General features: G+C 55.4%; 24 protein-coding genes and 1 tRNA gene. 9 read left to right on the top strand and 16 right to left on the bottom strand.

The genetic code is table 11. From position 1 onward, the window contains the following. From E6C51_RS09765 to argH, 4 genes are all read right to left on the bottom strand, one after another. A complete protein-coding gene (locus tag E6C51_RS09765; protein WP_190235827.1) occupies positions 1-2649 on the bottom strand; it encodes a TIGR02302 family protein in 2649 nt (882 codons plus the stop codon). 148 nt (positions 2650-2797) lie between these two features. Further along, on the bottom strand, positions 2798-4066 hold the full coding sequence (gene lysA / locus E6C51_RS09760; RefSeq protein ID WP_190235826.1) for a diaminopimelate decarboxylase: 1269 nt from the start codon (positions 4064-4066) through the stop codon (positions 2798-2800). Positions 4067-4080: 14 nt separating this feature from the next. Then, entirely contained in the window at positions 4081-4269 is a 189-nt protein-coding gene (lptM, locus tag E6C51_RS09755) for an LPS translocon maturation chaperone LptM (protein WP_146934721.1), read from the bottom strand. 139 nt (positions 4270-4408) lie between these two features. Next, positions 4409-5812, bottom strand: coding sequence for an argininosuccinate lyase (argH, locus tag E6C51_RS09750; protein WP_190235825.1), 1404 nt, complete (start codon positions 5810-5812; stop codon positions 4409-4411). A 24-nt stretch (positions 5813-5836) separates the two neighbouring features. Between argH and tlpA the strand changes: the two genes are divergently transcribed. Next, positions 5837-6499 carry a thiol:disulfide interchange protein TlpA gene (gene tlpA / locus E6C51_RS09745; RefSeq protein WP_146934729.1) on the top strand — a complete coding sequence of 221 codons (663 nt, stop codon included), beginning with the start codon at positions 5837-5839 and terminating at the stop codon, positions 6497-6499. Between the two features lie 12 nt (positions 6500-6511). Beyond that, the gene (locus E6C51_RS09740; RefSeq protein WP_146934731.1) at positions 6512-7132 is read left to right on the top strand and encodes a glutathione S-transferase; all 621 of its coding nucleotides are present in this window, start codon (positions 6512-6514) and stop codon (positions 7130-7132) included. A gap of 16 nt (positions 7133-7148) precedes the next feature. On the opposite strand, the gene E6C51_RS09735 is transcribed toward E6C51_RS09740, so the two are convergent. After that, positions 7149-8030, bottom strand: a complete 882-nt coding sequence (locus E6C51_RS09735; RefSeq protein ID WP_146934734.1) for a 3-hydroxybutyryl-CoA dehydrogenase — start codon at positions 8028-8030, stop codon at positions 7149-7151. A 278-nt stretch (positions 8031-8308) separates the two neighbouring features. Here E6C51_RS09735 and E6C51_RS09730 point away from each other — a divergent pair, with 278 nt between their 5' ends. Continuing rightward, the gene (locus E6C51_RS09730) at positions 8309-10771 is read left to right on the top strand and encodes a methyl-accepting chemotaxis protein (protein WP_190235824.1); all 2463 of its coding nucleotides are present in this window, start codon (positions 8309-8311) and stop codon (positions 10769-10771) included. 255 nt (positions 10772-11026) lie between these two features. Here E6C51_RS09730 and E6C51_RS09725 read toward each other — a convergent pair whose 3' ends face one another. The 6 genes from E6C51_RS09725 to E6C51_RS09700 all read right to left on the bottom strand — a co-directional run bounded on the left by E6C51_RS09725 (position 11027) and on the right by E6C51_RS09700 (position 15821). After that, on the bottom strand, positions 11027-11764 hold the full coding sequence (locus E6C51_RS09725) for a metallophosphoesterase (protein ID WP_190235823.1): 738 nt from the start codon (positions 11762-11764) through the stop codon (positions 11027-11029). 314 nt (positions 11765-12078) lie between these two features. Beyond that, positions 12079-13008, bottom strand: a complete 930-nt coding sequence (locus E6C51_RS09720) for an electron transfer flavoprotein subunit alpha/FixB family protein (RefSeq protein ID WP_190235822.1) — start codon at positions 13006-13008, stop codon at positions 12079-12081. A gap of 22 nt (positions 13009-13030) precedes the next feature. Beyond that, a complete protein-coding gene (locus tag E6C51_RS09715) occupies positions 13031-13780 on the bottom strand; it encodes an electron transfer flavoprotein subunit beta/FixA family protein (protein WP_190235821.1) in 750 nt (249 codons plus the stop codon). Between the two features lie 246 nt (positions 13781-14026). Continuing rightward, complete coding sequence (locus tag E6C51_RS09710; RefSeq protein WP_146934746.1) at positions 14027-14605, bottom strand: cob(I)yrinic acid a,c-diamide adenosyltransferase; 579 nt, start codon at positions 14603-14605, stop codon at positions 14027-14029. A 144-nt stretch (positions 14606-14749) separates the two neighbouring features. Continuing rightward, on the bottom strand, positions 14750-14947 hold the full coding sequence (locus E6C51_RS09705) for a twin transmembrane helix small protein (protein ID WP_190235820.1): 198 nt from the start codon (positions 14945-14947) through the stop codon (positions 14750-14752). A 40-nt stretch (positions 14948-14987) separates the two neighbouring features. Next, entirely contained in the window at positions 14988-15821 is an 834-nt protein-coding gene (locus E6C51_RS09700) for an SDR family oxidoreductase (RefSeq protein WP_190235819.1), read from the bottom strand. A 95-nt stretch (positions 15822-15916) separates the two neighbouring features. Between E6C51_RS09700 and E6C51_RS09695 the strand changes: the two genes are divergently transcribed. Further along, positions 15917-16843: a YihY/virulence factor BrkB family protein gene (locus tag E6C51_RS09695; protein WP_190235818.1), complete on the top strand. Its 927-nt coding sequence runs from the start codon at positions 15917-15919 to the stop codon at positions 16841-16843. Here E6C51_RS09695 and gluQRS read toward each other — a convergent pair. After that, the gene (gene gluQRS, locus E6C51_RS09690; protein ID WP_190236020.1) at positions 16808-17698 is read right to left on the bottom strand and encodes a tRNA glutamyl-Q(34) synthetase GluQRS; all 891 of its coding nucleotides are present in this window, start codon (positions 17696-17698) and stop codon (positions 16808-16810) included. The genes E6C51_RS09695 and gluQRS overlap by 36 nt on opposite strands. A gap of 21 nt (positions 17699-17719) precedes the next feature. Between gluQRS and E6C51_RS09685 the strand changes: the two genes are divergently transcribed. Next, positions 17720-18367, top strand: coding sequence for a DNA-3-methyladenine glycosylase family protein (locus E6C51_RS09685; protein WP_190235817.1), 648 nt, complete (start codon positions 17720-17722; stop codon positions 18365-18367). Between the two features lie 105 nt (positions 18368-18472). After that, a complete protein-coding gene (locus E6C51_RS09680) occupies positions 18473-19030 on the top strand; it encodes an HNH endonuclease (protein WP_146934760.1) in 558 nt (185 codons plus the stop codon). 261 nt (positions 19031-19291) lie between these two features. On the opposite strand, the gene E6C51_RS09675 is transcribed toward E6C51_RS09680, so the two are convergent. Both E6C51_RS09675 and E6C51_RS09670 read right to left on the bottom strand, forming a co-directional pair. Then, positions 19292-19804, bottom strand: coding sequence for a disulfide bond formation protein B (locus E6C51_RS09675; protein ID WP_190235816.1), 513 nt, complete (start codon positions 19802-19804; stop codon positions 19292-19294). 15 nt (positions 19805-19819) lie between these two features. Then, entirely contained in the window at positions 19820-20410 is a 591-nt protein-coding gene (locus E6C51_RS09670) for a YqaA family protein (protein ID WP_146934765.1), read from the bottom strand. Positions 20411-20635: 225 nt separating this feature from the next. On the opposite strand from E6C51_RS09670, the gene E6C51_RS09665 reads away from it, so the two are divergent. From E6C51_RS09665 to E6C51_RS09655, 3 genes are all read left to right on the top strand, one after another. Beyond that, positions 20636-20720 (top strand) — tRNA-Leu (locus E6C51_RS09665). 196 nt (positions 20721-20916) lie between these two features. Then, complete coding sequence (locus tag E6C51_RS09660) at positions 20917-22344, top strand: aldehyde dehydrogenase family protein (RefSeq protein WP_190235815.1); 1428 nt, start codon at positions 20917-20919, stop codon at positions 22342-22344. 118 nt (positions 22345-22462) lie between these two features. Then, positions 22463-24124, top strand: a complete 1662-nt coding sequence (locus E6C51_RS09655) for an AMP-binding protein (protein ID WP_190235814.1) — start codon at positions 22463-22465, stop codon at positions 24122-24124. A gap of 60 nt (positions 24125-24184) precedes the next feature. Here E6C51_RS09655 and E6C51_RS09650 read toward each other — a convergent pair whose 3' ends face one another. Both E6C51_RS09650 and E6C51_RS09645 read right to left on the bottom strand, forming a co-directional pair. After that, entirely contained in the window at positions 24185-25483 is a 1299-nt protein-coding gene (locus tag E6C51_RS09650) for a GNAT family N-acetyltransferase (protein ID WP_190235813.1), read from the bottom strand. Beyond that, entirely contained in the window at positions 25470-26873 is a 1404-nt protein-coding gene (locus E6C51_RS09645) for an oligosaccharide flippase family protein (RefSeq protein ID WP_190235812.1), read from the bottom strand. Before E6C51_RS09645 ends, E6C51_RS09650 begins: the two co-directional genes overlap by 14 nt. Between the last annotated feature and the right edge of the window lie 69 nt (positions 26874-26942).

Here is a 26942-nt window from a genome sequence, read left to right as displayed (position 1 = left end):
CTATTGCATATCCAGCAGCCGCTCAAGGTAGCGGCGCTCAATCTCCGGGCTGGCGTTGTCACCCAGTTTTTCACGAATGGCATCGAGAATTTCGCGGGCGCGCTGCACGTCAATTTCGTCTGGAATGCGCACACTGTCATCCGTATCCGGCCCGCTTGATGGTCGCGAGCGACCAAGAGGATCGCGGCCATTCTGTCCGCCTTGCGCCATGCCGGGGTTCTGTCCCTGTCCTTGACCCTGCTGGTTTCGCATGGCCTGCATCATCTGGTTCATCATGTCGCGCGCCCCCTGACGCAGCGCTTCGAGCGCACGGCCTTGCCCTTCGACAGCCGTGTCGCCCTGACCTTTGCCAAGCTCCTGACCGGCACCTTTCATCTCCTGACCGGCCTGACCAAATTCCTTGCCCGGCTTGATGCCCATTTTGCCGAGGCCTTCTTGCAATTGTTTCAATTGTTTGCCCAAATTATCCTGACGTTCACGCAAGGCCTTCAAAGCATCGCGCAGTTGCTGCTCGGTCATTTGATCGGTTGGCGGCGGATTTTGGCCGGGGGCGGGTTTCGGCCTTTCCTGGGTCAACTCATCCTCGCTTTTAGGCTGGCCGTCCTGGGGTTGGTCCATGTCAGGATCGGTGGGGTCGCCGAGTGCCATGCGATCTTGCAAAGCCTGATCCAGCTTGAAGGTTTCATCCATCAATTTTTGCTGGTCCTGCATGATTTCGCCCAGCTTATCGATCTGCTTGCGGGCCTCACTTTTTTCCTGCTGTTGTTGCTGGTTCGGGCGTTGCATGCGCCCGGTCTGAAGATTGTTCATCAAGCGTTGCAGCTCAGACAACATTTGGCGCGCCGCATCCTTGTTGCCGGAGCGGGCCAGATTTTCGATCTGGTTCATCATGTTTTCCAGATCACGCTGGGTCAGCGTCTTGGCGGCATTTTGCTGCGGCTGGCTATTTTGCGGCTGCTGGCGCTGCGCCAAGGCTTTCATATAGTCCTGCATCGCTTGGCGTAACTCGTCCGTGAGTTTTTTGATCTCCTCATCAGGCGCGTTGCGCTCCAGCGCATCGGACAGCTTTTGCTGGGCCTCGGAGAGTTTGCGCTCCGCCAGCGAGAGATCACCATCATCAATGCCAAGTGCTATTTCCCACAGATAGGCTGCTGTGTCCTTCATTTTCTCGGCATTATCGGCAAGAGCCATACGCGCCCGTGCAGATTTGATCAGCAGATAGTGGGAGAGGTTGGGAATTGTCTCGTCGGCCCGCAGCGTCAAAGCATCATTGAGGGCAATGGCGCGCGGCATCTGGCGGGCATCAAGCGCAAACACCTGCCGCTCTTCCGCAACGGCTGCGGCTAAAGGTTCATTGAAGGGACGGCGGGGCAGCACCATCTCATAGGGCGCGCTTTTGCCTTCCTGTCCCGCACCATCCTTGACGATCAGGGTGATGCGAACTTTTTTGCCTGCCAGAGGATGTTCCGTCAGGTTATGGCTGGCAATGCCTTTTGCTTCCTTGGCATTGCGGCGCGGCAAATCCAGTTTGTACTCGGGCAAGGGATAGAGCGGCTGGGCGGCGGGATCATTGTTCACTGGCACAATATCGGCATGGGCTTCCTGCACACCATAATCATCCTTGGCGATAAAGCCAATTTCCAACGCCCCATTGACCGCGCGCTTTGGCACACCTTCAAAAGCAATTGTCGGCGGCTTGTCGGCGATCACGGTCAATGGCCATTGCTGTTGACCGACATCCAATGTGCCGCTTTGGCTAAGCGTCAGTGTCATGGTCCGCGCATTGGCATCCGTCGCCGCACTGGCTGCGCTCTCCTTGGGGGCTTCTGCATCTTGCAAGGCAATGGAGTCAGCACCAACACTCGGTTTGCCAACACTCGGTTTGAATGTCGCTTTGGCATTGTCAACGCCGCCGGTGAAACGCACTGTGACCACCGACTTGGCGGGCACTGAAATATCTCGGGGAGGCTCACCATTACGGCTTGTCAGAAACACTGGCGCTTGGCCGGTATAGCCGGGCGGGGTGATCCATGCGTCAACGCGAACGCCCGGCTGGTTGTCTTGTGTGCCTGTCATGCGGAAGGCATCGCTGATCCGGCCAGCATTGTTGGCACCAGAATAGGCAAAGGCCACCACCAGCAGCAAGGCCGGAATGGCGCGTAAGCCATGGCGATCAAACCGGGCAATGTCCGGCCTTGGCAAGCCGGGATCAAGGCTTGCGATTTTCGCCGCCATCCGCCTTTGGTGTTCCTGCCAAAGCGCACGGGCAAAGGGGGTGTCAAATGCCGGTTCGTCTTCCTGCACCTGCACCGGCTGATGGGGCAGGTTGTTGCGCTCCTCCAGCAGCCGGTCGGCGTCATGGGTTTTTGGCCAGCGCAACTGCGCCAATGGCAAAAGGGCGGCGAGAAAGCCAAATGTCAGCACAAACACCAGCGGCCAGCGCAAAAGCGACGGCATGTCGCGAAACAGGCCGAACCAGCTGAGGGATAGAAAAATCGCAGCGATCGATGCAGGAAGGAGCAGCAGCGGGGCAACACGCTCACAAAACAGCACCAGCTGCGCAAGGCCGCGGTTGATCGCAACGCGCTTTGCCAATGCTGGGCCGCCTTGATAGGTGTTTTTGGCCTTCTGCCCGTCCGATGCTGCCATACATGGATCTCCGTTTGTCTTTTCGCGAAAAGCGGGATCACGCTCCCTGACATATTTGGTGCAGGATAGCATTGTTTGTGGCGAAGACGAGGGGATGTCCCCTCATCGCATCAGTTTTTGGTGCTGTTGCAACAATTATGAACGGTTTTCAGGCAAGCCATGCTGGAACACTGTCCAGACCGATCAGCTCTTCATAGCTTGGGCGTTTGCGAATCACGTGGAATTCGCCACCCTTCACCAGCACTTCCGGCACCAGCCGGCGGGTGTTGTAGGTGCCAGCCTGCACAGCGCCATAGGCCCCGGCAGAGCCAACCGCGATCAAATCGCCAGGCTTGGGCATGGCCATTTCCCGATCGAGCGCCAGGTAATCGCCGGTTTCGCACACGGGGCCAACCACATCGGCACGAATGCGCGGGGCATTGGCGGCTGAGATGGTCACGGGGCGAATTTCGTGATGGGCCTCATAGAGTGTTGGCCGGATCAGGTCATTCATGGCAGCGTCAACAATCACAAAGGTCTTGTCGCCGCCATCTTTGACGTAAATCACTTCGGTCACCAGAATACCGGCATTGCCAACAATCAGGCGGCCCGGCTCGGTGACGATCTTGCAATTCAACTCGGCCAATTGCTCTTTGACGATCTTGGCGTAAGCCGATGGTTCTGGTGGCGGGTTGTTGTCGTCCTTGTAGGGAATGCCAAGGCCGCCGCCGACATCAACATGGTCAATGCTATGGCCGTCAGCGCGCAAGGTGGTGACCAGCTCGCGCAACAGCTTGAATGCATCGGAAAAGGGTTGCAGCTCGGTGATCTGGCTGCCGATATGCATATCAATGCCGGTAACCTGAATGCCGTCCAGCGATGCGGCGCGGGCATAGACCGCACGAGCGCGCTCATAGGAAATGCCGAATTTGTTTTCTTTCTTGCCGGTCGAAATCTTGGCATGGGTGCCTGCATCGACATCCGGGTTGATGCGGAAAGACACATGCGCCTTCTTGCCAGCCTTGATGGCCCGTTGATTGAGCACTTCCAGTTCCGGCTCGGACTCGACGTTGAAGCAGTAAATGCCCGCTTCCAGCCCCAGATCCATCTCGGATGGGGTCTTGCCAACGCCTGAGAACATAATGCGGTTGGCGGGAATGCCGGCTGCCAATGCGCGGCGCAATTCGCCTTCCGACACCACATCAACGCCTGCGCCAAGGCTGCCCAGCGTTTTCAAAACCGCCTGATTGGAATTGGCCTTCATGGCGTAGCACACCATGGCATCCACGCCCGCGAATGCCTCGGAAAACACCTTGTAATGACGCTCCAGCGTGGCGGTGGAGTAGCAATAGAAGGGTGTGCCGACTGCATTGGCAATTTCGGTCACAGCAACGTCTTCGGCATAGAGCACGCCGTCACGATATTGAAAATGGTTCACAGGCTTGACCTAATTTAGAGCAGTGGATCGAGGAAAAACTTCTTTTCAGGCGTTTTGGCGGCTGGTACGCCCATCTTGTTCTGGTCCACCACGGCAACACTGGGCTTGTCCAGATCGCCTTTGCGTCCGCAAGCGGCAAGCATGGTGCTGGTCGCGCCCAAAATGAGGGCTGAAATGATCAATTTTTGATATGAAACGACCATAGTGTCCTGTTCCAACGAGGTGATGCGCCAACGATCTGATGCGCAAGACGACTTTTCTAAGCTTCCATAGCGAAAAACCGGGGGCTTGTGCACCCCGATTTTTGTGATCTGGTTATTTCAACGTGTGATCCATCGAGGATCAATTGCGCGCGCGCCACCATTTGATCTGCTTGCGCACTTCATCCGGTGCCGTGCCGCCATAGCTTTTGCGGCTGGCAACCGAGGCTTCGACCGTCAAGACATTGTAGATGTCGGCGGTGATGGCGGCATGAATGGACTGCAAATCCTCAAGTGAAAGATCGGCCAGATCACATGATTTTTCTTCCGCCATGGCAACGGCGCGGCCCGTAACATGGTGGGCATCGCGGAAGGGAAGACCTGCTTCGCGCACCAGCCAATCGGCAAGGTCCGTGGCGGTGGAATAGCCGGAACCAGCCGCAGCCTTCATTTTGTCAGCCCGCACCTCAAGGTCGCCAATCATGCCGGTCATGGCGGCAAGCGACAGCTCCAGACTTTCGGCGGCGTCAAACACCTGTTCCTTGTCTTCCTGCATGTCCTTGGAATAGGCCAGGGGCAGGCCCTTCATGATGGTCAAAAGCGCAATCAGCGAGCCATTGATACGGCCGGTTTTGGCGCGCACCAGTTCTGCGGCATCGGGGTTTTTCTTCTGTGGCATGATCGACGAGCCGGTGGAGAACGCATCTGACAGCCGGATAAAGCTGAATTGCGACGTGGACCAGATGACGATTTCTTCGGCCAGGCGCGACAGATGGGTGGCGCAAATAGCAGCAATCGAGAGAAACTCCAGTGCGAAATCGCGATCCGAGACCGTATCAATCGAGTTGCGGGTTGGCTCACGAAAACCAAGCGCCTTGGCGGTCATGTGGCGATCGATGTTATAGCCGGTGCCAGCCAGAGCGGCAGAGCCAATCGGGCTTTCATCCATATGCTCAATGGCGTGGCGCACACGCTGACGGTCGCGGCCAAACATTTCCACATAGGCCATGCAATGATGGCCAAAGGTGACCGGCTGGGCGGTTTGCAAATGGGTAAAGCCGGGCATAACGGTATCGGCATGCTCTTCGGCACGCTTCAAAAATACGGTGATCAGGTTGGTCAGCAGCGTCTCAGTTTTTTGCAGCTCTTCCTTGACCCAAAGGCGAAAATCCAGCGCCACCTGATCATTGCGTGAGCGGGCCGTGTGCAAGCGGCCAGCGGCGGGGCCAATCAGGGTGGCCAGCCGCGCTTCGATATTCATATGAATATCTTCCAGCTTGCGGGAAAATTCGAACTGGCCGGATTCGATCTCTGACAAGATCGTGTTCAGGCCTTCGATAATTTTATCTTTGTCTTCGTTCGAAATAATGCCTTGATGGGCCAGCATGGTTGCATGGGCGATGGACCCGCGAATATCTTGCGCATAGAGTTTCTTGTCGAAACCGATTGATGCGTTTATCTCCTCCATGATGGCAGCGGGGCCTGAAGCAAAGCGGCCACCCCACATCTGGTTGGAGGATTTCGTGTCCTTGGTTTCCTCAGCCATGCTCAATAGATCCTGGAGACGTCGATGACGAAAAAAAGACCATTGGGACTTCCTTCCGCCAAGCTGGTTGCAATTGCGGCGATTGCCGGTCTTTTTGCCGGCGCGGTTGCGGTATACGTGAAGGAAGCGGGGTATGGCAATGGCACAGAAGTGGCGCAAGCCAAAGGATGCGAGGCAACACCGGCAAGTTTGAAGGCGTTGGAGCCATTTATCAAGGGGCAGGTCGCAGCCATCGTGGCGGCCAATCCGCCGCGTATGTTGCAAACCCTGACCTTCAAGGATGCCACCGGGGCCGATAAAACCCTGAGTGATTTCAAGGGAAAAGCGCTGCTGGTCAATCTCTGGGCCACCTGGTGCGTGCCATGTCGCGAGGAGATGCCAGCTCTCAATGGTTTGCAGGCCGCCAAGGGCAGCGACAAGTTTGATGTTGTGGCGGTGAATATCGACAGTGGCAGTGATGAAAAACCCAAGGCGTTTTTGAGCGAAAACGGCATTGACCACCTTGGTTTTTACCGTGACAGCTCCATGGGTGTGTTTAACGCCGTGAAGAAAGAGGGGCTTGCCTTTGGCTTGCCCGCCACATTGGTGATTGACAAAAATGGCTGCCTGCTTGGCTCGATGAACGGTCCGGCCGTCTGGGACAGCAATGACGCCAAGGCTTTGATTGATAAACTTGTTTCTCTTTAAAAGGTAGGTCTTATGTTGAAAATCTGGGGTCGGGCCAACTCGACCAATGTTAAAAAAGTGCTGTGGATGGTTGAGGAGCTCGACCTTGTGCATCAGCGGATTGATGCGGGCGGCGCTTTCGGCATTGTTAATGATCCAGGCTATCGCGCCATGAACCCCAACGGGCTTGTGCCCGTTCTTGAAGATGGCGATGTGGTCTTGTGGGAATCCAACACCATCGTTCGTTATCTTGCATCGCGCTACGGCGATGAAGGTGCTGAACAGGTGGGGGCTGTTGCCCAGGCGCAAGCCGAAAAATGGATGGATTGGGCAACGTCATCGCTTGCCCTGCCGTTCCGTGATCTGTTCTGGGGCATGGTGCGCACACCGGAAGACCAGCGCGATATGGCCAAGATCAATGCGGCGCGAGACGTGGTGGGCAAGCTGCTTGCCATGCCCGATGCAGCGCTTGCCAAACAGCCTTATCTGTCTGGTGATTATCTTGGCGTTGGCGATATTCCGCTTGGCTGCTTTATCTATGCCTGGTTTGAAATGCCGATCGAGCGGCCAGACCTGCCCAATCTGGAGGCGTGGTATGGACGGCTCAAAGGTCGTCGCGCCTATCAGCATGCTGTGATGACGCCTCTGACCTGAGGCGTCTTCGGTTTGATTAGCGTGTCGGAACGGGCACTTCGCCACGGTAATCATAAAAACCGCGGCCGGATTTGCGACCAAGCCATCCGGCTTCGACATATTTCACCAAAAGCGGGCAGGGGCGATATTTGCTATCGGCCAGCCCATCATGCAGCACCTGCATGATCGACAGGCAGGTGTCGAGGCCAATGAAATCGGCCAGTTGCAGCGGCCCCATCGGGTGGTTTGCGCCCAGTTTCATCGCCGTATCAATGGCTTCGACCGAGCCAACACCTTCATAAAGCGTATAGATCGCTTCATTGATCATCGGCAGCAGAATGCGGTTGACGATGAAGGCCGGGAAATCCTCTGCAACGGTGATGGTTTTATCCAGCGAGCGCACGAAATCCTTGGCGGTTTCAAAGGTTTTTTCGCCGGTGGCAATGCCGCGCACCAGCTCCACCAGCTTCATCACCGGCACGGGATTCATGAAATGAATGCCCATGAATTGCTCAGGGCGGTCCGTTGCGGCAGCAAGGCGGGTGATGGACAGAGAAGAAGTGTTGGTTGCCAAAAGGGCTTCCGGTTTCAAAACCGGACAAATCTGGCCAAAAATCTTGCGCTTGACGTTTTCATCTTCGGTTGCGGCCTCGATGACGAGATCCATTGAGGCCAGATCCTGAACATCGGTGGAGCCGGTGATGTAGGAAAGGGCCGTCTTGCGCTCGTCATCCCCCATTTTGCCATTGGTGACTTGACGGGCCATATTGCCGTTAATCGTGGCAAGGCTGGCTTCAATGCGTTCTTTTGACAGGTCGTAAAGCGTGACTTTATACCCGGCGAGAGAGCAAACATGGGCAATGCCGCATCCCATTTGCCCGGCACCCACAATTCCAACATTCTTGATCATCACGCTCATTCCATGTTGCGGCGCAGTTGTTTGCGCCTGTTACGCTGCTGCTGATCGGCCCGAAGAAGCGGATATGTGAGCCTCTCCCGGTGTGCCCTTTGATCAATTGATAAAGCGATGTTCCTTAATTTTCCAGTCCCTCCTTCCTCACGATCCCGGTTTCGCCGACTATGACGGCGCTAACTTTAGTCATATTTTAATGCGCTGCCGCTACCATCCCTCTGATTGAGGGAAATTTAGGACTGGCTTGCTTTCGAAAAGCGCTGACGTTCTGATGGGGAGACGACATGCGTATTGCACGAAAATTACCGTTGTTTGTTTGTGTTATCACACTTTTGTCTATCGGCGCTGCAAGCTGGGCAGCGCTGTTGCAAAGCTCGGCGCTGGTGCGTCAGGAAGTGATGCAAAAACTGGAAGCGACGGCAGATGGTCGCCGCAATGAAGCGCAGCTCTATTTCGAAAATCTCATTACCAATCTGCGCGCTTTCTCGACCGCTCCAAGCACAGGCGAGGCGCTTTATAAATTCAAGCGCGACTGGCGCTATTTGGGCAAGACTCCCAAAGAGACGCTGGTGGAGCGCTATATCACCAACAATCCCAATCCGGCCGGACAGCGTCTGGAGATGGAAACCGCCCGTATTGATACCTATGACAGCAACCATGCTCTTTATCATCCCCTCCTGAAAAAGGGCCTGCTGCAATATGGCTATGCTGACGTCTTCCTGATCGATCCAAAAGGAAATATTGTCTACACGGTTCAGAAAAATAATGAATATGGTGCCAATATTGCCGATCCGGAGTTGAAGGATGGGCCTTTGGCAAAGGCGTTCAACGCTGTAGAGGCCAGCGACGATCCGAAGTTCTATGCCTTTTCTGACTTCGTCAAATATGGTCCATCGGGCAAGAGCACGGCCTTTTTGTCCTCGCCGCTGTTCATGGGCGAATTGAAAATGGGTGTGCTGGTTGTGACCATTCCAGCCAATCGACTGGATGCGATTTTCAGCAATCGCACCGGCCTTGGCCAGACGGGTGAGACGATTCTCATCAATGATCAGCATATCATGGTCAATGACTCGGTGCTGGCCAAAGACAAAGAATCGCTGTCTCAAAAAATCGAATCTCCGATTGTTGATGATGCCCTGAAAGGCAATAAGGCCACCGGCAAAATCGACGGTTATCGCGATATGGACAGCTACGCGGCGGCTGTTACCTTGCCTTTTGCTGGCCACACATGGGCTGTTGCGGCATTGATGGGCGAAAATGAAGCGATGGCCAGCATTGGGTATCTGCGCAACACTGTGCTGCTGATCGCAGCCGGACTTCTGGTTCTGGCCATGACCGGTGCCATCCTGTTCTCCCGCAGTCTGACGGGGCCGATCAATCGTTTGGTCGACAGCATGAAGCGCCTTGCCGATGGTGATACGACAATTACCCTGTCGGGTGATAAGCGAGCTGATGAAATTGGCGATATGGTGCGCTCTGTGGCGGTGTTCCGCGATGCCGCCATTGAAAAGACCCGGATTGAAGCGGCGGCACTTGCTGATCGCACCATGTCCGAGACGGAAAGGCAGGCCCGTGAGCAGGCCAGCCGCGAGGAGACCGCACGGCTTCAGCAGGCTGTTGAAGTTTTGGGTGCCGGTTTGCAGCGTCTGGCGGCTGGCGATTTGACCACGACAATTGACACACCCTTCATGGAAGGTCTCGACCGGCTCAGAACCGACTTTAATGAATCGATCTTCCGGCTTGCCAACACCATTCGTGAGCTTTCCAGCAATACGGCATCGATTAATGGCACGGCCACCGGCATGGTGTCGGCCACCCATGATCTGTCGCGTCGCTCCGAGCAGCAGGCGGCGGCTATTGAAGAGACATCGGCTGTCATCAGCCAGATCATGGAGGCCATTCGCACCTCAACCGAGCGGGCTGAAAATGCACGCCGGATGGCGGCAGATGCCAAAACCTCAACCGAGCGCTCCGGTGCCATTGTTGGTTCGGCCATTGATGCCATGGGACGGATTGAGGAAGCATCGGCTGCGATCTCGCAGATCATCAATGTGATTGATGAAATTGCCTTCCAGACCAATCTTCTGGCCCTGAATGCGGGTGTTGAAGCGGCCCGCGCTGGCGAAGCCGGCAAGGGTTTTGCGGTGGTTGCGCAGGAAGTGCGCGAACTGGCCCAGCGCTCGGCCGGGGCTGCCAAGGAAATCAAGGAACTGATCAGCAAGTCGGGCGATGCGGTCAAAAGCGGCGTTGGTCTGGTGCGCAACACGGGTGATGCGCTGGGCGAAATCGCCGATCAGGTCGCCCATATCAACGATGAGATTTCGGTGATTGCCGAGGCGGTTGGTGAGCAATCCGAAAGCGTGCGCGAAATTTCCACCGCCATCCGCAGCATGGAAGATGTCACGCAGCAGAACTCGCAAATGGCAGAGCGTACCAATTCGGATATGGCCAAGCTCACAGAAGATGCCTCGGCCTTGTCCAATCTGGTCTCTCAGTTCCATCTGAAGGAAGGGCAGGCGGCACCACAGCCATCCAGCAGCTTTGCGCCAGCACCGCGCCAGACACCGTCAGCACCAGTGCGGCCTGCACCCATGCGCGCGCCCGTCCGGGCCGCTGACGTGGCAAAGAACCGCCCGGCAGCATCGCCCGCGCGTGCGCTGATGGGCAAGCTGGCCGCTGGCTTTTCGAATAACACCAGTTCAACGCCTGCACCGACATCCTCCAAGGCGGATTGGGAAGAATTCTGAGCTTTAGAGTTGTCAAGGAAAAGTGGAACCCAGTTTTCTGACCATACAAACGAAATTAAATGAATCTATAAAGAGCAACAGCGCCGTCCGCCATATATGGCGCACAGCGCTGTAGGGAGCATCCTATGGAATCAGTAGGATGCTCTCTCTTTTTTACGCATCGGATTTACCCGAATTCGCTTTTGGCGGTTTTTGCGTTTATTTTGCCATGCTACAATATTGGGCGAGATCATGTCGTTTGTAGTCAATGTAGTCTCAGATACTCACGTTGCTGCTTACGAGCCTCCCAGATCGAAAATCGTGTAGCATAATTGCTGGTGGGTCGGTGACTGGAGGAGTGCGAACATCGTCCAGAAGGAGTGGATTTGCAGCGCAAACAGAACCGCAGATATAACTTGGCACATTCGCAATCGTGCTAAACATAGCTCGATGAACGTGGCCGCTGCAAATTGCGATTGGCTTATTTAATCGGGCGGAAATAAATTGCTCGAATTGAACAGCGCCGAGGCACATGATTTTGTCTATCGGATCGATACCGGTTGGAAACAGATGGTGGTGCGTGAATAGTATTGTGGTTTCGTCTGAGGACTTCACGATATCGAGCGTCTCACCCAGCCAATCTAAATGACATATGATGTCTCCGTATGTTTTGCCATCAACTCGGGTGTCAACTCCGACAACCCGGATGCTGCCGAGTGTTCGTATAGTGTGGAGCGCGGAGGGATGATGCCAACAATCAAGCTGTCCTAGAACCTGTCGCATAATATGCGGACTATCAGAATTTCCTGGTATGATAGAAAGAGGGCATTGATGTTGGGCGAGGAGAGCCTCGATTTCGCTATATCCATCTATCCAATCATCATCGATCAGGTCCCCTGTCACAATAATGGCGTCAGGCCGGATGGATAGAAGCCATTCAACAACAGCGCGAAGCCGATGAAGATTGTCGTTTTTATCGCTGGCATGAATGTCGCTAATTTGAGCTAATAGCATGCTAGGCCTCGGATATAGAGATCTCTTATATCAAGATTAGAAACTGCTGACGCATCCTCGTCTTGAAGACATTGAAAATATCTCAAATGCTATCCAAGCGCTTGAGATATTTGCAAAAAGAATACCAAGTGAAATTTCAATCTCTCTTAGTGTAACTACGCTTCTTTCACAACAAAAGTCGATTGCTTAGTTGGTCACGACAGATTTGCGGGTCAGGCCCGATGATGACGAAACGTCGGGCGAGAGGTTTATCAGCAAGCTGCTGCCGCGCCATATATCCGGCGCGGCCTCTTCTATGTACGTCGTTAAAACGCTCAAAGAGCCTTTTCAAGCTCCGGCAGGGCATCAAACAAATCAGCCACCAGTCCGTAATCGGCCACCTGGAAAATCGGGGCTTCCTCATCCTTGTTGATGGCAACGATGACTTTCGAGTCCTTCATGCCAGCCAAATGCTGGATGGCACCGGAAATGCCGCAAGCGATGTAGAGCTGGGGCGCAACCACCTTGCCGGTCTGGCCAACCTGCCAGTCATTGGGGGCGTAGCCTGCATCAACCGCTGCGCGCGAGGCACCAACGGCAGCACCAAGCTTGTCGGCAACGGGCAGAATGACCTCTTTGAACTTCTCAGACGAGCCAAGGGCGCGACCACCGGAAATGATGATCTTGGCCGAGGTCAGTTCTGGACGCTCAGAGGTGGAAAGGGCATCTGACACGAAGCTGGACAGGCCGGGATTGGCAACGGCTGCAACCGCCTCAACAGATGCTGAGCCGCCTTCACCCGCAGCCGCAAAGGATGCGGTGCGCACGGTGATGACCTTTTTGGCATCGGTTGATTGCACGGTCTGGATGGCATTGCCAGCGTAGATCGGGCGTTTGAAGGTGTCCGCTGAAACCACATCGGTGATTTCCGAAATCTGCATGATATCCAGAAGGGCAGCCACGCGCGGCAGCACGTTTTTGCCAACCGAAGTGGCTGGTGAAATGATCACGTCATAGCTTGGTGCCAGGGACACGATCAATGCCGCCAAAGGCTCGGCCAGATTGTTGGCAAGATCCGCGCTGTCGGCCAGCAGAACCTTGGATACACCCGAGAGCTTGGCGGTGGCATCGGCGGCCGCTTGCGCGCCAGAGCCTGCCACCAGCACATGCACATCGCCACCGATCTGGGTGGCGGCGGTCAGGGTCTTTGCGGTCTGCTCAGACACGCTTGTGTTGTCATGTTCTGCCAGAAGAAGAATGGCCATAATTTTATCTCCCGATTCTGTCTTAAAGCACGCCAGCTTCGTTCTTGAGCTTGTCAACCAGCTCAGCAACGGAGGCGACCTTGATCCCGGCCTTGCGGCCACTTGGCTCTTCGGTTTTCAAAACCGTCAGGCGTGGTGCGGTATCAACGCCAAAATCGGCAGGCGTCTTCTTGTCCAATGGCTTTTTCTTGGCCTTCATGATGTTGGGCAGCGAGGCATAGCGCGGCTCATTGAGGCGAAGATCGGTGGTGACAATGGCTGGGAGCTTAACCGAAATGGTCTGCAAACCGCCATCCACTTCGCGGGTGACATTGGCCGAACCATCGCCGATTTCCAGCTTGGAGGCAAAGGTTGCCTGGCTCCAGCCGAGCAGGGCAGAGAGCATCTGACCCGTCTGGTTGCTATCATCATCAATGGCCTGTTTGCCAACAATCACCAGACCCGGTGCTTCTGCTTCGACCACGCCTTTGAGGATTTTGGCAACAGCAAGCGGCTCGACAGTCGCATCCGTTTCGACCAGAATGGCGCGGTCCGCACCCATGGCCAGCGCCGTGCGCAGCGTTTCCTCAGCCTTGGCCGGACCGATGGACACCACCACCACTTCCGATGCCTTGCCTGCTTCCTTGAGGCGCAGGGCTTCTTCCACGGAGATTTCGTCGAACGGGTTCATCGACATTTTCACATTGGCAAGCTCGACGCCAGAACCATCGGGCTTCACGCGAATTTTGACGTTGTAGTCAACAACGCGCTTTACGGGCACAAGAATCTTCATGGGGTCCTTCCTTGCTTCGGTCGGCTGTAATTAGCGCCATTTTGCGCATCTTCGATTGTCGGTTGGCGACATCGATACGCATTTTTTCCGCAATTACAACGGTGCGTTACAATCCTTCAGGTCTTCGTTCCGGCCTTCGGATGTTTCATCCACTCAGGCATCCGGCTACTCCTCCCGGTATCGGGAGAGATTTATCTAACTTTTACGTTCACGTCAATTATTTGCATGCCGCTCGATGAATTTTGTCTATCGGTGTTTGCCGGGCACCCATAAAATATCGGCCTTGCCAATGTCATTGGCGTAGCGCGCGGCCACAAACAGAAAATCAGACAGGCGATTGACGTATTTCAAAGCAGGTGCTGCCAGAACTTCACCGGGGATCTGCATCAGATCAACCATGATACGCTCGGCTCGCCGAGTAATGGTGCGCGCCAGATGCAGATTGGCGGCAGCAGGTGTTCCGCCCGGCAGCACGAAGGATTTCAGCGGTTCAAGATCGGCGTTCAGCGCATCAATTTCGCTTTCCAGCCGGTCGACCTGCGACTGCACGATGCGCAAAGGTTCCCATTCCAGCGTCTCGCCGGTGTCGGGCGTGGCAAGGTCTGAGCCAAGGTCAAACAGATCATTTTGAATGCGCAGCAACATGGCATCAAGCACCGGCTGATCCTGGGTGTAAAGCCGCGCCATGCCGATAGCGCTGTTGGCCTCGTCAATTGTGCCATAGGCTTCGACGCGCAGATCGTGCTTGAGGCGGCGAGGGCCGCACACCAGCGCGGTTGTGCCATCGTCGCCTGTGCGGGTGTAGATTTTATTGAGCTTTACCATTGAACCATGCAGTTAATTGGAGATTGAATGTCAGAGTGCGCTTTTAGAGTTTGTCAGGGAAAAGTGGAATCCGGCTTTCCCGAGAAGACAAACGAAAATAAAGAAGGCTAGAGTCTGTCTGGTTCAATTTGAACCTGACAGACTCTAGCGCCCGCCGCCGGTGATCCATAGGGTCAACATAATCAGCACCACGGCAATGGCTTGCAACACCACGCGCAATTGCATCAGCTTGTTGGAGCGGTTGCCATCGCCACCCTTGAGCATGTTGAAAAGGCCGCGCATCAAAACAAGGGCGACAAGGCCCATGACGATCACGGCGAGAATGGTGGTGAATGTTGACATGGATGTCCCCCCGACGTCCGGTGAATTCTGTGTGGTTTTTTTAATCCAGCGATCGCATGAGCCGATAGAAAAGATCTGATGGCATCAGCCGTTTCAAAATCGCGCCCTGCTTGGCTGGTTTGGTCACAAGATAATGTGGTCGCGGACGCTTGGCGGTCAAGGCGTGTTGCAGCACTTTATAGACCGCATCCGGTCCGAGCTTGTTGCGGTTGACCGCGCCGGTTTCTGTCAGCCTTGCCAGTTGCCGTTGGTAATCTTTGGCATGCACCGAGTTTTCAACATCGATATTGCGCTGAACGGCGGCGAGCGAATTGGCCAGAAAACGGCTGGTGATTGGCCCCGGCTCAATCAGGCTAACAAAAATACCGCTGCCATCCAGCTCCATCCGCAGGGTAAGCGATAATCCTTCAAGCGCGTATTTTGAGGCCGTATAAGCCCCCCGCCAGCGATAGGGCAACAGCCCGAGAATGGATGAGCATTGCACGATCCGGCCATGGCCTTGCGCGCGCATCACCGGCACAATGCGCCGGGTCAGATCATGCCAGCCAATCACATTGGTTTCAAATTGTTCGCGCAAAGCCGCCGTTGGCAGGTCCTCCACCGCACCCGCCTGCCCATAAGCGCCATTGTTGAACAGCGCATCCAGCGTGCCGCCGGTGCGCGCCAGCACCTCTTTCACCAAGGCTTCGATGCTGGCCTCATCGCGATAATCCATGATCAGCGCTTCCAGCCCGTCATTTTCAAGCGCTTTTTGATCATCAGGATTGCGCACCGTTGCAAAAACCCGCCAGCCGTCGTTTTTCAAGGCACGCGCGGCATAAGCGCCAATTCCTGAGGAGCAGCCGGTGACGATAATGGTTCTTTGCTGTGTCATAAGGCGGTCTTCCTCTTCAAAACGCGCTACCATGTCCCATATTCAGAAGTCGCAGGCAATGTTTACACACAATGACAGCATAAACGGGAGACGGAATGGGGATTTCTCTGGGGAGACTTTATCGCGTGCTGGCGGATACGGTCTGGCATTTTTCCGAGGATGATGGCTGGGCCATGGCCAGCCATGTGGCCCTTTCCATTCTTCTCGCTGTTTTTCCGTTTTTGATTTTTGGCACGGCTTTGGCTGGCTTGCTCGGTGCCGACACCTTTGCACCCACTGCCATTCATTTCATTTTTGACACCTGGCCTGAGGAAATTGCCAAGCCGATTTCCGAGCAGATTGTGCAGGTGCTGACCATGCCGCGCGGCGGGCTTTTGACCATATCGGTACTGGCGGCGGCCTATTTTGCGTCCAATGGCGTAGAAGCGCTGCGCACAGCGCTCAACCGCGCTTACCGGGTGAGCGAGACACGGCCGTGGTATCTGACCCGTCTGCTCAGCCTTGGCTTTGTGATGATGGGCGTGATGGCCTTTGCGGTGATCAGTGTGGTGCTGATTGCGGTGCCGATTGCCCTGCGCTTTGCCGAACAGAAATTTCCCTTGCTGAAAGATGTGCTGGCAATGATTTCAAGCTGGAGCGTGCTTGGCACGTTGATTTTGCTGGCCATTGGCCTGACGATTTCGCATCTGTGGCTGCCCGCGGGCAAACGCAGGCTGCGGGAAGTGTTGCCGGGCATTTGCCTCACGCTGGTGCTCTGGCTTGCTGGCGCTTTTGCCTTTGCCACCTATCTCGCCACCTTTGCCAATTATGCCGCCACTTACGCCGGTCTTGCCTCGATCATGGTGGTGCTGATTTTTCTCTATATGCTGGGGGCGTTGTTTTTGATCGGTGCAGAGTTCAATGCATCGCTGATGAAATTTAACGGGCCGCGCTTTTTGCGAAAACATCATTTGGAGGCCAAGCAACAGGTGGAGGCCAATCCGCACTCAGAGGTTAAGCAACCCGCGAATGTCGAGGGGTGATAGGCCTTGCGCCCGCAGATGCCCCAGCCCGGATGCGCCTTCGCTCTTGGAGAGTTTTCGCCCATCCTTATCCAGAATCAGACGATGATGGGTATAATGGGGGGCTGGAAGATCGAGAAGGTTTTGTAGCAGCCGATGCACCGAGGTGGCGTGAAAGAGATCGCGCCCCCGCACCACATGAGTGATGCCCTGCAAGGCATCATCCACCACGACCGACAGGTGATAGCTGGAGGGCGCATCCCAGCGCCATAAAATCACATCCCCCCAGGCGGCAGGATCAGCGGCGATGGTGGTGTTGTCCGTGCCTTCCGTCCAGCTCAGCGGGGCTTTCAGCAAAGACAATGCCTTGGTCATATTGAGCCGCAGGCTGTGGCGTTCACCCTTCGCAATGCGCTGTTGTGCGGTTGCCGGGTCCAGATCGCGCTCGAATTCGGGATAATGGGGCGCGCCATCCGGGTCGCGCGGCCATGAGTGGCCGCGGTCAGCGGCGCGCTTTGCATGTGCCTTGATCTCGCCACGGCTAAGAAAGGCGGGATAAATCAAGCCCAGGGATGTCAGTTTATCAAGGGCTTCGCGATAGGCATCGATATGCTCCGATTGGCGGCGCACCGGCTCTTCCCAAGTCAGCCCAAGCCAGCTCAGATCATCCCTGATACTTTGCTCAAAGGCTGGCGTGCAGCGGCCAATGTCAATATCTTCCATTCGCAACAACAGGCGACCGCCCGTTGCTTTTGCGCGTTCGGCATTCAACAATGCCGACAGCGCATGCCCCAGATGCAAAACCCCGTTGGGGCTGGGCGCAAAGCGAAAAACGGGTGTGTGATGATCAGGATCGGGCATGGCTTCTTCTGCCATGATTTGCGGCAGGAGTAAAAGATGAAGCCTCACAGTCGCATTCAATCGGATGCGGATATTGCCGATGGATTGACGCATCTCTTGATACAAGACCCAAGGCTTGTGCCGATTGCCCAAATCGCCGGTCCCCTGCCGCTTCGCCTGTCTGAACCGGGTTTTGCCGGGCTTGCCTCCATTATCGTGTCACAAATGGTGTCGCGGGCCAGCGCCCAGGCCATTTGGGGACGCTTGACGGCGGCAATGGTCGAGCCTTCGCCGCAAGCCTATCTGGCGCTGAGCGATCGCGCTTTGGCCTTGGGCTTGTCACGGGCCAAGCATGCCTGTTTGACGGCTTTGTCGCACGCGGTGCTGGCCAGGGAGATTGATCTTCTCACGGTGCTGGATCAGCCGGTCGAGGTGGCGATTGCCGAGCTTTCTCGGCTTCGCGGCATTGGGCTTTGGACCTCTGAGGTTTATTTGATGTTTTGCGGCGGTCACGCAGATGTGTTTCCGGCCGGCGATGTGGCGCTGCGCACGGCGGTGGGGCAGGGGCTTGGCCTCAAAGATCGGCCCGATATTGCCACAACCCAAATGATTTCACGGGATTGGCAGCCCTACCGCTCTATTGCTGCGCGGTTGTTTTGGGCCTTTTATGCCGCAAATTTTTCACGTGAGGCCTTGCCTTTGTAATCATTGTGGAGAATCATCTGCTTACTTCTATGTTGGGTTTCATAATCCTGTAACAGGCTGCCGAATATAGATGGAAGAAGATGCCTAATCGATCAGGAGAACGCCTTGACGATTGCAGTTTCACCACAGTCCTTGCCAGCGTTGGTTTTAAACGCTGATTATAGGCCACTGAGTTATTATCCCTTATCGCTCTGGTCCTGGCAGGACGCGATCAAGGCGGTCTTTCTTGACCGTGTGAACATCATTGCCGAATATGATCATTCGGTCTGCTCACCCAGCTTTTCCATGCGGCTGCCCAGTGTGGTCAGCCTGAAAACCTATGTGCAGCCAACGCGCAACCCGGCCTTCACCCGCTTTAACGTGTTTCTGCGTGACAAGTTTCAATGCCAATATTGCGGATCTCACGACGATCTGACCTTTGATCACGTCATTCCACGCGCCCATGGCGGTGAAACCACCTGGATGAACGTGGTCGCGGCCTGCTCACCCTGCAATTTGCGCAAAGGCTCCAAACTGCCAAAACAGGCCGGGATGTTTCCGGCGCAAAAACCCTATCAGCCAAGCGTGCAGGATTTGCACAACAATGGCAGGCTTTTCCCACCCAACTATCTGCATGAAAGCTGGGTGGATTATCTTTATTGGGATTCTGAACTTCAGCCCTGACAGGCGGTCTAAAATTCACGCCAATGGGCTGCAAATGGCGTTTTCTGCGCTTCCAGTGCTCACGTACTTTTACAGCGCCGTGCGTTTTATAAAACGCACAAAGGACGCTGTAACGTTTTTAATCTGCTGCATAATTTTCACCTTAAATCGATTCCGATTTAAGGAATTATGCAGTAAGTACGCTCCGCGCTGGTTCTCGAAACCACCATTTTCGCCTCATCGGCGCGAATTTTATCTCGGCCTGTTGCGTTGTGCGTTTGGTTAAGCCTTGATCCGCTTTGCGCCCAAAAAGGCGATGCTTGCCAGAATAAGACTGGTGACCACATTCCAACCGGCCAGCGAGATGCCAAAAATCCGCAGCGCTGCTTCGGTGCAGGATGGGCCTTTGAAGCTGTTGAGCTGGCCGAGAATGTCGCCCGTGCCGGTAAAGCCAGCGCCAGCGGTGGCAGAGCAGGCGCTTGGCCCTTCCCAGAAATGCCATTCAACGCCTGCGTGGTAGACGCCAAGGCCAGCGCTGACAAGCATGATTACACCCAGCAGAAGAATAAGGCTTTTGGTGATCCGTGCTGGCAGATGCATGGCCGCACAGACAAGCGTGATGATACCAATCACCAGGCCGATGTAATAGGGTTTGCGTTGCAGCAGGCAAAGCTCACAGGGAATATAGCCGCCGATATATTCAAAGGCGAGGGCGGAGCCAATCACGGCGGCCATGCCAAGCACAAGAAGGGATGCGGTGGTGCGGCCCGTTTGAGGGGAAAGTGTCGTCGTCATCAATATCTCCTGTCCTCAAGCTGCAAGGACGTGAAAAGCGGCATACAGCACAATAAGCACAACTGCACCACCGGCTGCAATCAAACCGAGCCTCTTCTCGATAAAGTGACGAATTGGCGCCCCGTAGCGTTGCAACAGCCACGCCAGAAAGAAGAACCTTGCGCCGCGGGCAACAATGGCTGAGACGATAAACAGCCAGATGTTGACATGCACAACGCCAGAGAGAATCGTGACAATCTTGATGGGAGGCAGATGGGCGAGGCCGGATGTAACCAGCAGCAAGACAATCGTCTCATAGCTCACGGACTGACGCAGTTGATCAAAGGCCTCTGCCTTGCCGTAAAACTCCAATATCGGTCGTGCTATGCTCTCATAAGCATAATAGCCCAAAAACCAACCGGCAATGCCGCCCAGAACCGATGTGACGGTGGCAATAATGGCATAGCGCCAGACTTTTTCAGGTTTTGCCAAAGCCATGGGCAAAAACAGAACGTCAGCCGGAACCAGAAACACCGAGCTTTCGACAAAAGAGATCACGGCAAGCCAGACTTCTGCCGATTTGCGCGAAGCCAGCGACATGGTCCAGTCATAGAGGCGTCGCAGCATTTTAATTCCTCATGGTTTTCAGCAAAAACACACCCAGCATACAGACACAAAATCCTCTATCCGGCTGCCGATGCTGTGTCTTTATGGGCAAAGCCATGTCGGGTGTAAATGTGGCTGAATTAGCATTGCTGTGAATGGGAGAGGTTTTTCTGCAAAATTGAAAAAAAAGCAAAATTTGGGTTGACCGATACCCCGTTCTGCATGTATTCGCTCCTCATCCTTTAGGCCCCTTTGGCGGAATTGGTAGACGCGCCTGACTCAAAATCAGGTTCCGAGAGGAGTGCTGGTTCGATTCCGGCAAGGGGTACCACAGGCTTTCAAGCGCAATAAAATTTGCGCTCTTCCCAAACAGTTTTATGCCATTTCACCCAATGTTTTGTGGGTGTTTTTGTTTTGTGGGTGTTTTTCGCCTATGATCAAAAATCATGCGACCCCTCGTGTTAAAACGGGTCTTTCTGCTCCATATAAGATGCGAAAGAGGCTCAATTGGCAGGATGGAGATTGCAGTGAAAAATTTTGAGAAATTTTATATCAATGGCGCGTGGGTTGATCCCCTCAGCACCGCCCGTCTGTCGGTCATCAATCCTGCCACGGAAATGCCGTTTGCCACGATTGCCATGGGCTCCAAGGCCGATGCCGAGCGGGCGATTGAGGCGGCAAGAGCTGCCTTTACCAGTTTCAGTGAGACCTCTTTTGATGAGCGACTGGCCTTGATGGAGCGAATCTTAAGCATTCTCAAGCGCCGAAATGACGAGATTGGCGATATGATTTCCCGTGAAATGGGCGCTCCGATCGCGATGGCGCGTGCAGAGCAGGCGGGGATCGGCATTGCCCATTTCAGCGCCACCATTGAGGCCATGAAGAGCTTCGCGTTTGAGTATATGCAAGGCACCACCCGGATTGTTCATGAGCCGATCGGGGTTGTGGGCATGATCACGCCGTGGAACTGGCCGATGAACCAGATTGCCTGCAAGGTTGCGCCAGCGCTGGCCACCGGCTGCACCATGGTGCTGAAACCATCGGAGATTGCCCCGCTCAATGCCATTCTGTTTGCCGAAGTGCTGGATGAGGCGGGCGTTCCCAAGGGCGTTTTCAATCTGGTCAATGGCGATGGGCCAACGGTTGGCGCTGTGCTGGCAAGTCATCCTGACATCGATATGGTGTCATTCACCGGCTCTACCCGCGCTGGCATTTCGGTGGCACAAGCGGCAGCACCCACGGTGAAACGTGTGCATCAGGAACTGGGCGGCAAATCGCCCAATATCGTGTTGCGCAGTGCGGATCTGGAAAAGGCTGTTGCGGCAGGCGTGCGCAGGTGCTGCGACAATTCCGGCCAATCATGCAATGCACCCACCCGTATGCTGGTACCGATGGAAAGCATGGACGCCGCCATTGATATTGCCATTCGAACCGCCAACAGCATCACGGTTGGCGCGCCCGACAATGAAGCAACCGTGATTGGTCCGGTTGTCAGTGAGGCGCAGTTTGACAAGATTCAAGGCTTGATAAAGGCAGGTATTGATGAGGGCGCGCAATTGATTGTCGGCGGTCCGGGACGGCCTGCCCACCTCAACTCCGGCTATTACGTGCGTCCGACCGTGTTTGCCCGCGTGACCAATGACATGACCATTGCGCGCGAAGAAATCTTCGGCCCCGTGTTGTCGATTTTGGGCTATGACACGCTGGAAGAGGCGGTGGCGATTGCCAACGACACGCCTTATGGTCTGGCCGCCTATATTCAGGGCGATCTGGCCGAAGCGCAGGCTTTGTCGCGCAAGCTGCGTGCAGGCACCGTGCGCGTCAATGCATCAAGCTGGGATGGCTTCGCACCCTTTGGTGGTTATAAGCAATCCGGCAATGGCCGTGAATATGGCAAGTTCGGCCTGCACGAATTTACCGAGATCAAAGGCGTTGTCGGCTATCTTGATGCCTGAGATGACACGTATTGGTGCCGCCGTATCCCGTTAGGGTGCGGCGGCGCAGCATTGTCACAGATGTATTGTGCGGTTGCGAAGGCGGTGCTAGTCTTATCCATCAATATGGATAGGCCCGATGTTTTTGCCCGCTGGCTCCTCCTATGAGGCGCTCCTTCAAGATTTCTGCTGGAACATACCCGATAACTTCAACATGGGGCGGGTCGTGTCGGATGCTTGGGCGGCGCAACAGCCCGATCGCATCTGCCTTGAGCATTTTTCCAGCGATGGTCATCACCAGTCGATGACCTATGGTGTCCTGGCGGCGCAGTCTTCGGCTTTTGCCGATGCTTTGTCCAGGCTTGGCATTGGTGCTGGCGATCGGGTCGCGCTGCTGTTGCCGCAGGGCTTCGCCACGGTTATCGCCCATGTGGCGATCTACAAATTGGGGGCGATTGCCTTGCCATTGGCGCTGCTGTTCGGCGCTGACGCCTTGCAGCATCGGCTGAAAACCTCCGGTGCCGTGGCAGTTGTGACCAATGATTTTGGTCTGCTTCGCTTGGCGGATCTGCGCAGCACCTTGCCTCAGTTGCAGCATGTGATTTCAACCGAGACAGCAGAGAATGGGGTTTTGTCCTTCGGCGGTCTTTGCCAACAGGGATCACCGGATTTTTACGGGGCAGAAACCGGTCCCGATCATCCGGCGCTGATGATTTTCACCTCCGGCACCACCGGTGCTGCCAAGGGGGCCTTGCATGGTCATCGCGTTTTGGCAGGCCACATTCCCGGCTTTCAAATGGCCCATGAAGGCCTGCCGCTGGCAGGTGACAAAATCTGGACACCATCTGACTGGGCCTGGGCCGGTGGGCTTTTGAATGTGTTGATGCCAGCCCTGATGCTGGGTGTGCCGGTTGTGTCGTCGCCTGCGCAAAAGTTTGATCCGCATATGGCGTTTCGCATCATGGCGGAGATGAAGGTGCGCAATGCCTTTATTCCTCCAACCGCCTTACGCTTGCTGAAAACGGTCGAGAACCCGCGCGCGCAGTATGATCTGGTGTTGCGCAGCATCGGCTCTGCGGGCGAATCCTTGGGGCGTGAGACCTATGAATGGGTAAAATCAGCCCTTGGTATCACGCCCAACGAGTTCTACGGCCAGACCGAGTGCAATTTCGTCCTGTCGTCGGCCGCCAATCTCGGGGTCAGCAAGGCGGGCGCGATTGGCAAGCCGGTGCCCGGGCATCGGGTGGCGATTGTGGATGCGCAAGGCCATGAGGTGCCGGTGGGGCAGCTTGGGCAGGTGGCTGTGGCAAGGCCCGATCCGGTGATGTTTTTGCACTATTGGCAGGATCCAGATGCGACCGCGCAAAAATTTGTCGGAGACTGGATGTTGACCGGCGATCTCGGGCGGCAGGATGCGGAAGGCTATATTGCGTTTTTCGGCCGCGATGATGATGTCATCACCTCGTCGGGCTATCGCATCGGGCCTGCCGAGATTGAGGATTGTCTGGTGGCGCACCCTGCGGTGCGGCTCGCTGCTGCGGTTGGCAAGCCGGATGCGCTGCGCACAGAAATCGTCAAGGCCTATGTTGTTTTGGCCGATGGCTTTAGCCCAAGCGATGCTCTGGCCGCAGAGATTGCCGATTGGGTCAAGCAGCGCTTGTCCATGCATGAATATCCGCGCGAAGTGACCTTTATCGATGATATGCCGCTCACCACCAGCGGCAAGGTCATTCGCAGGCTGCTGCGAGAGCGTGATATGCCGCAGCAGGCTGCTTTCAAGCCTCAACGGCGTGCGGTTTAGAGTTTGTCAGGGAAAAGTGGAATCCGGTTTTACTGATCAGACAAACGAAAACAAAAGACTCTAAGCGTCTTTCTTGCGCTTGCCCAATACCTTGTCGCGCAGAATGCGCGCAAGATTGCGGGTGTTGCGATAAAGGTGCAATTGCGTTGCTGCCTGACGCACATCTTTGTCGCTGTTGCGTTTCAGGCCAATGACCAGCGTGCCCATGGTCTCGCGCTCTCGCCACAGCCTGCTCATGATCGGGTGATCGGCAACCGCGCAAGAGTCGGTGCGCATGATGTTGGCATCATCCAGGTGCCATTCTGTCAACTCGCTGGTCAGCAGCTTGCCGGGCGAAAAGCGCGCATAGCGCTCATCATAGGCGGTCTTCCACGTGTAAGCCTCGCCGTTCATGATGAAAACAATCATTGAGGCAATGGCCCTGTCATCGAGATCCAGCGTGTGAATCCGCACGGCATCAATGGCGGCAAGATTGGTAACGGCTTCGCGCGCAAAGGCGGCATGAAGCCGGTCCATGACCATGGCCGTGCGTTTGCGGCCTTTCCAGCCGCTGGCTTCCAGCGCCAGAAACTCTTCCATGCGCGCGCCAATCTCATGCGGTTGACGGGCAATGCAATAAGCCAGATGTCCTTGCTTTTCCAGCAGACGCATTTGCCTGCGCATGTCGCGCAAGTGAGATTTGCCGACAGATTGTGCCAGATAGGTCGGGCCATCCTCAAGGCTTTCCAGCATGGGCCGTTGGACCGTATTGGCCACCGTCAACGGCAAGTCGCGGTTGATGGCGACAGCACGGAGCAATTGGGCCACCGGACCATCCATCCGCAGATCGGGAAAGACAATCACATTTGGCAATTTCGCGACGGGATTACCCAAGGCCTCCAAAAGATTATCAATGGTCTCGGTTGCGTCCTCCGCATCGACCAGGGGGGTACCCAGCGGACCAAACGGATTGGACCAGACCCGCAAAATTGTTGGCCCCATGGAAAAACCGGGCTTTTCGATGGAAAACGGCATCAACAGGCGGATACGGCTGCGGCCACTCCGATCATCGCGGATCAGTGCCGTCCGCACCTGCCGCTCATCAAGGCGCGGAATGGCGGGGGCCAGAAACCGCGCTGAGAAAAACACATTGGGCTCCAGGGCGCGATTGGTGAGAAAATCCATTTCCTCTTCGAGGTCATAACTGGCCTGACGAGGATAGAGCCACAATTTGCGCCCCACTCTGCCAACAGCAATCTGCCCATCCGCGGGGGGAGCGAGTGTCGCCTTGCTCACGGTTTGCGGACCTTGCGGTACGGTAACCGGATCAAGTCTGTCGTCGTTTCCATCCACGGACAATTTTATCTCAGCCACGATCATGTCCTTTGAGCCGTGAGAGCGGATCGGCGAATGCAAACAAAACGATACCCAAGGCGCGCCTGACTGTAATGTGCAACAGCAGTGCTTCCATGAGTGTCGCAAGCGCAGTGGCCATGGCGGCACCAATTAACCCATAGAGCGGGATCAGAGTTACATTCAGCCCTATATTTGTTATAAGTGCAATGAGATACAGCACGACACACAAATTTTGTCGCCCAGCCATGGTCAGAAGCACTTCGCCGGGGCCAATCAGTGCCTTGGTCAGGATGCCTGCAAACAGGATGGCCATGAGCGGATAGCCCGCCGTGAAATTGTGCCCGAACAGGCCCAGCAGCAGCTTGCCTGCTGCCAGCACAATCAAACCAATGCACAGCGATGGCCAAAAGCACCAACGCGCCATCTTGCCAGAAAACGCTGCCAATGGACGCATGTCGTCGGCATTCATCAAGGCGGAAAAGCGTGGCCCGGCGGCGGCTTTGACGGCAAAATAGACAAATTGCACCATGGCCATGGTTTTGGCAGCCGCAAAATAGATGCCCACCTGGTCGGGCGGCAAATACAGTCCGACCACAACCACATCGGAATTGGTCAATAGAAACAGAAACCCTTCGATAAAGAAAATCGGCACAGCGACGCGAAACCACACCCAGAAATCGATTTTTCTGGGCGATTTGGGAAATTTGCTTCGCATCCGCCAGCTGACCGTGAGGAACTGCCCAAGGGTGGTGATATAGGTGGCGACCAAGGCCGCCTGCATGGCTGTGGTTGCCACGCGCGGCTGGCCCAAGGCGATAAAGCCCAGCATCAGGCCCAAAATCAACAAGGGCCGGATGATATAAGTGGGGCTAAGCGCCACCACAGCCCAGCTATTGGCGCGGGCCGTGCCATCCAGCACGTCGCCAAGGGCAATCATCGGCAGGGCAAACAGGCCCAGAAACAGCGGCATGATATAATAGGCGGCGATGCGCTCTCCGCCAAAATGCAGCACGGTCAGCCCAACTATGGCCAGCAGACTGGCAATGCCCATCGCAACCAGCCGTGCGGTGAGGGTAAGGCCCAGAATCGGTTCTATTTCGCCGCGCACCTGATATTGCGGCAAAAAGCGAATGATGGTGGAGTGAAAACCGAGGCAGGAGAGATTGCCAAACAGCACCACCAGCACCCAGACAAAAACGAAAATGCCATATTCAAAATCGCCCATCAGGCGGGCCTGAATGATCTGTGAAAAAAAGGCAATTGCCGCACTGACAATGCGGATGGCAAACGCCACAAGCGCCATGCGCTGGGCGCGCGCTACGTCATCATCTTCAATCAGGGCATGAAACAGTTTGCGAGCAGGCCCCGCCAGCCGAGCCGGCAGACGTCTCTCCACCATCTGGACAAGGGCCATGATCAAAACGCAATACTCACAGAATGATACAAAAAAACCTATATCACGTCTTGTCAGCTCAGGGTTAAT

This window comes from Gillisella terrae, from assembly GCF_004801395.1.
GTDB lineage: Bacteria > Pseudomonadota > Alphaproteobacteria > Rhizobiales > Rhizobiaceae > Allorhizobium > Allorhizobium terrae.
The sequence above is the reverse complement of the archived record's forward strand: the minus strand, read 5'-3'. Positions and strand labels throughout refer to the sequence as shown.